Annotated in this window: 4 protein-coding genes; 3 read left to right on the forward strand and 1 reads right to left on the reverse strand. The window is 71.9% G+C overall.

Going from position 1 to position 4,500, the window contains the following annotated elements:
- Nucleotides 1-587 (reverse strand): DUF2267 domain-containing protein (locus QK444_RS32870; protein ID WP_282785946.1); only part of this gene is annotated, 587 nt, incomplete at its 3' end.
- Between the two features lie 237 nt (nt 588-824).
- Between QK444_RS32870 and QK444_RS32875 the strand changes: the two genes are divergently transcribed.
- The 3 genes from QK444_RS32875 to QK444_RS32885 all read left to right on the forward strand — a co-directional run bounded on the left by QK444_RS32875 (nt 825) and on the right by QK444_RS32885 (nt 4,394).
- A complete protein-coding gene (locus QK444_RS32875) occupies nt 825-1,850 on the forward strand; it encodes a hypothetical protein (RefSeq protein ID WP_282785947.1) in 1,026 nt (341 codons plus the stop codon).
- A 149-nt stretch (nt 1,851-1,999) separates the two neighbouring features.
- Nucleotides 2,000-2,929 (forward strand): universal stress protein, encoded by a 930-nt coding sequence (locus QK444_RS32880; RefSeq protein WP_282785948.1) that lies wholly within the window; start codon nt 2,000-2,002, stop codon nt 2,927-2,929.
- A 1-nt stretch (nt 2,930) separates the two neighbouring features.
- The gene (locus tag QK444_RS32885) at nt 2,931-4,394 is read left to right on the forward strand and encodes an AAA family ATPase (RefSeq protein WP_282785949.1); all 1,464 of its coding nucleotides are present in this window, start codon (nt 2,931-2,933) and stop codon (nt 4,392-4,394) included.
- Nucleotides 4,395-4,500 lie beyond the last annotated feature (106 nt).

Raw genomic sequence — 4,500 nt, forward strand, 5'->3', positions numbered from 1 at the left:
GCGGCGCGGGCGGCCTCCGGCGACGGCCCGCCGGGCAAATCCTCCAGCCCGCGCGCCAGCACCGCCACCGCGTCGCGCAGTGCCGCCACCCGCACCTCCAACTCGTCCACCCGGTCGGTCTCGCCCTGGGTGAGCACCGCCGCGCCCGCCAGCACACCCGACAGGTCCGCACCGAGCAGCACATGGCGCAGCGCCACCGGGAGCTGGGCGAGCACGTGGTCGAGCTGCCCGGGCGAGAACAGTCCGGCGAAGGAATCGGTCACCACACCGGCCAGCGCCGCCGCCTCGTCGCGGGAAACGCCCGCCTCCCGGGCGAATTGGGTGACGAACGACGCCACGTCGTGCGAAACCGGCACATGTGCGGGCATCCAGCCCTCGTAGAAGATACCGCGCAGCAGTTCCGGCAGCTGCGCGCTCAGATGGGCGGCGGCGTTGACGCCGATGCGATCACGCACGGTGTGCAACCACGCACGCATGGCACGGTGCGCGAAGGCCTTGTCATAGGTGTCGAGCCCGTCGGCGATGGCATTGAGCCATTCGTGCGCGGTGTGCACGGCGGGCGCGAGCGGATCACTCTGATGGGACATGGTCGTTCGCCTCTTTCGGATGGGTTGTCATGGTTCCCCGAGCGTGCGTCAGCGCCTCCGCGGTGGGTGAGAGCCGTCGTGCCCGCCCCGTGAGGACGATGGTCACCTCCGCAGGCGGCGGGGGACCCTGTCGGCGGACAGCGGTGGCGGGCCACGATCGAAGCGACGATATTCCTCGACGCGGCGCCACCGGGCGAACGAACCGGGCGTCGCCTCGCCGGCGGTGCGGAGGTCGCGATGACCACGAAGTACGAGACCTCGGGTGTGGGTTCGTCCGCGGTGCTGATGGCGCTGCGACTTCCCGTGGGGCTGGGGCACACCGTCGCGGAACTGCGCTACCTGGGCCGCCGATCGGGACGGCGGATCGCGCTGCCGGTGTCCTACGCGCGTTCCGGCGACACCGTGATCGTCCGGGTGGGCAATGCCGCCGCGAAGAACTGGTGGCGCAATTTCCGTACACCGCATTCGGTGTCGATTCGCATCGACGGTGACTGGCTCGCCGGAATCGGCCGTCTGGTCGCGCCCGGGACGATCGAGCACGAGGAGGTCGAGGCGGACTACCTGCACGAGCATCCGCGCCAGCGGACGTCGGCGACCGATCCGTACCTGGTGATCGAGCTGGCGCGATCCCAGCCGAATCACACCAGCCGGTGGCGGCAGTGGTTCACCACCGTGACCGCCGGTGAATTCCTGGGTTTCGTCGCCCCGGCCGTCGCGGGCGCGCTGCTCCTCGACGCCGCCCCCGCGGTCGTGGTCGCGGGTCTGCTGCTCGCCGCCGTCGTCGAGGGTGCGGTACTCGGTTCGTTCCAGTCCCTGGTGCTGCGGAAGTGGCTGCGCGACTTCGCCACCGGACGCTGGGTTCGGGCTACCGTGGTGGGAGCGGTGGTGGCGTGGACGATCGGCGCGATGCCGGTGCTCTACGGCGACCGCATCACCGAATGGCCGCCCGCGGTGCAGGCGTCGGTGATCGCGGTCGGAGCCTTGGTGATGGTGTTCGCGATCGGCGTGGCCCAATGGTTCGTGCTGCGCGAGCGGACCGAGCGCGCGGCGCTGTGGATCTGGGCCAATGCGGTGGGCTGGATCGCGGGACTCGCGGCGTTCGCCCTCATCACCACCCCGCTGTGGCAGCCCGGCCAGCCGACCGCGCTGATCGTCGGCATCGGGCTGCTCGGCGGCCTCGCCATGGCCGCGGCCATGGCGGCCGTCACCGGCGCGTTCGGAGTCCGCATGCTGGACACCAGGAACCTGGTGTCGCCGCACTGACCTCGGTGCCGCACCGCACCGCACCGACCGCAGCACCGCACCGACCGCAGCACCGCACCGACCGCCGCACCGCACCGCACCGACCGCCGCACCGCACCGCACCGACCGCCACACCGGCCGCGAGCCGATCGCACAGTCAGGAGATCGCCATGACAGCTCAGCACCCCGACGATCCGCATCAGCTCGCCTCGGCCGCGGTGGTGGTCGGCGTCGACGGCTCGGCGGGATCGGACACCGCCGTCGGATGGGCGGCCGACTACGCCGCCGCCCGGCAGCGCGCGCTGCGTCTCGTGCACGGCCTCGACCTGGTGGGCATGAGCGCGGTCTTCGGCAGCTACGACGTGCTCATTCCGCCGGTGATCGAAGCGGTCCGGGAGGGCGGTCGCGTCCTGCTCGACCGCGCGGCAGCGATCGCGCGCCAGCGCGACCCTAGCCTGGCGGTCACGGTCGCGCTGACCCCTCAGAGCCCCGCCGCCCTGCTCATCGAGGAGAGCGCCCACGCCTACGCGACGGTCCTGGGTGCCACCGGCACCTCCGGGAGCATCGCGCATCTGGGTTCGACACTGCTGGCCGTCACCGCGCACGCACACGGCGCGGTCGTCGTGGTACGCCCGGATCCGAACGCGGACAACGTGATCCATGACGCCGGCCCGGTCGTGGTGGGAGTCGACGGCGGTCCGGTCAGTGAAGCCGCCATCGCCGCGGCCTTCCGGGAGGCGGCCGAGCGCGGCGCCGAACTGGTCGCCGTGCACACCTGGAGCGACTGGAATTTCGGCGATTTCGCCGGTGGCGATCGGCTGACCGTGCCCGAATCCGAACTGGAACATCGGGAGTGGGCGATCCTCGCCGAACGGCTGGCGGGCTGGCAGGAGAAGTACCCGGAGGTTCGGGTGACCCGCCGGGTGTATCCGTCGGCCCCCGCCGACCAGCTCCGAATCTGGTCGCGCACAGCCCAACTGGTGGTGGTGGGCAACCGCGGTCGCGGCGGCTTCCCGGGGCTGCTGTTGGGATCGACCACGAACGCGCTGGTACAGCACGCCCACTGCCCGGTGCTGGTCGTCCATCCGGCGGACCGCTGAGATGACGGATACGAACGGTGAACCGTTCGCGCAGCTGCGGGAGACCCACACCGGTCTGGTCCTGCTCTGCGGCGAACGCGCCTACAAGGTCAAAAAGCCCGTCGTGACCGACTTCCTCGACTTCGGCAGCATCGCCGCCCGGGAGCGGGCGTGCCTGCGGGAGATCGAGTTGAACCGGCGGCTCGCACCCGATGTGTACCTCGGACTCGCCCATCTCACCGATCCGGGGGGCGGGGCGGGGGAGCCCGTGGTGGTCATGCGCCGCATGCCCGAGGCGGCCCGACTGTCCACCGGACTCGACCGCGGCACCGTCACCCACGCGGAACTGGCCGAACTCGCCGCGCTGATCGCCGACTTCCATCGCGCGGCGCGGCGCGGCCCCGAGATCGACCGCGCGGGTGTGCCCGCCGCCCTGCGGCACCGCTGGGATGTGCTGCTGCACAGCCTGCGCGAGCAGCCGCGCGATGCGGTGGATCCGGCGGTGGTCGACCGCATCGCACGGCTGGTCGGCCGCTATCTGGACGGTCGCGGACCGTTGCTGGCCCGGCGCATCGCCGCTGGCCGCATCGTCGACGGGCACGGTGATCTGCTCGTGGAGGACATCTTCGCGCTACCCGACGGCTTCCGCGTGCTCGACTGCCTGGATTTCGACGACCAACTGCGCTATGTGGACTGCCTCGACGACGCCGCCTTCCTCGCCATGGATCTGGAGTTCCGCGGCCATCCGGCGCTCGCCACCCGATTCCTGGACGACTACCTGCACGCGGCCGACGACACCCCACCGGCCTCCCTGCGCCACCACTACATCGCCTACCGCGCCATGGTGCGGGCCAAGACCGACCGCATCCGCGCCGACCAGGGTGTCGCCGCCGCGGCCGAGCGGGCCACCCGGCATCTCGACCTGGCCGCGGCGCACCTGAGCGCCGGGGCCGTGCGGCTCACCCTGGTCGGCGGGCTGCCCGGAACCGGAAAGTCCACCATCGCACAAGCTCTCGCCGCGGAAACCGGAGCGGAACTGCTGTCGAGCGACAGCGTGCGCGCCGAACTGCGCGCGGTGGGGGCCGTGGTCGGCACGGGCGGAACCTTCGGGGCCGGCGCCTACCGTCCCGAAGCGAAAGCCCGGGTCTACGCCGAACTCCTCGACCGCGCCCGCGCCCGCCTCGAGCAGGGCGACTCGGTGATCCTCGACGCCAGCTGGTCCGACGCCGAATCCCGCACCCGCGCAGCGCAACTGGCCGACCACACGGTCGCCGACCTGGTGGAGCTGCGCTGTGCGTGCCCACCCGATATCGCCGCCGAACGCATGTTCACCCGCGATCCCGGCGATTCGGAAGCCACCCCCGAGATCGCGAAAGCCCTGTCCGCCACCGCAAGCCCCTGGCCCGCGGCCGTCACCCTGGACACCACGGCGCCGGTCGGCGCCACCGTCGACACCGCCCTGCGCGCATGGCAGGGCACCGGCTGACCACTCCCCTCGGTGGGCAGGCACCTCCCGATGCCAGGGTCGCCCCCCACCACATCGGTGGAGCACGCGGCCGCTCGACAACCTATGGCGCGTCGGGCCGGGCAGG

It is taken from the genome of Nocardia sp. CC201C (genome assembly GCF_030010695.1).
Classification (GTDB): Bacteria; Actinomycetota; Actinomycetes; order Mycobacteriales; family Mycobacteriaceae; genus Nocardia; species Nocardia otitidiscaviarum.

Coding starts and splice junctions, on each gene's coding strand:
- QK444_RS32885 (WP_282785949.1), top strand. CDS start 2,931: ATGACGGATACGAACGGTGAACCGTTCGCGCAGCTGCGGGAGACCCAC.
- QK444_RS32880 (WP_282785948.1), top strand. CDS start 2,000: ATGACAGCTCAGCACCCCGACGATCCGCATCAGCTCGCCTCGGCCGCG.
- QK444_RS32875 (WP_282785947.1), top strand. CDS start 825: ATGACCACGAAGTACGAGACCTCGGGTGTGGGTTCGTCCGCGGTGCTG.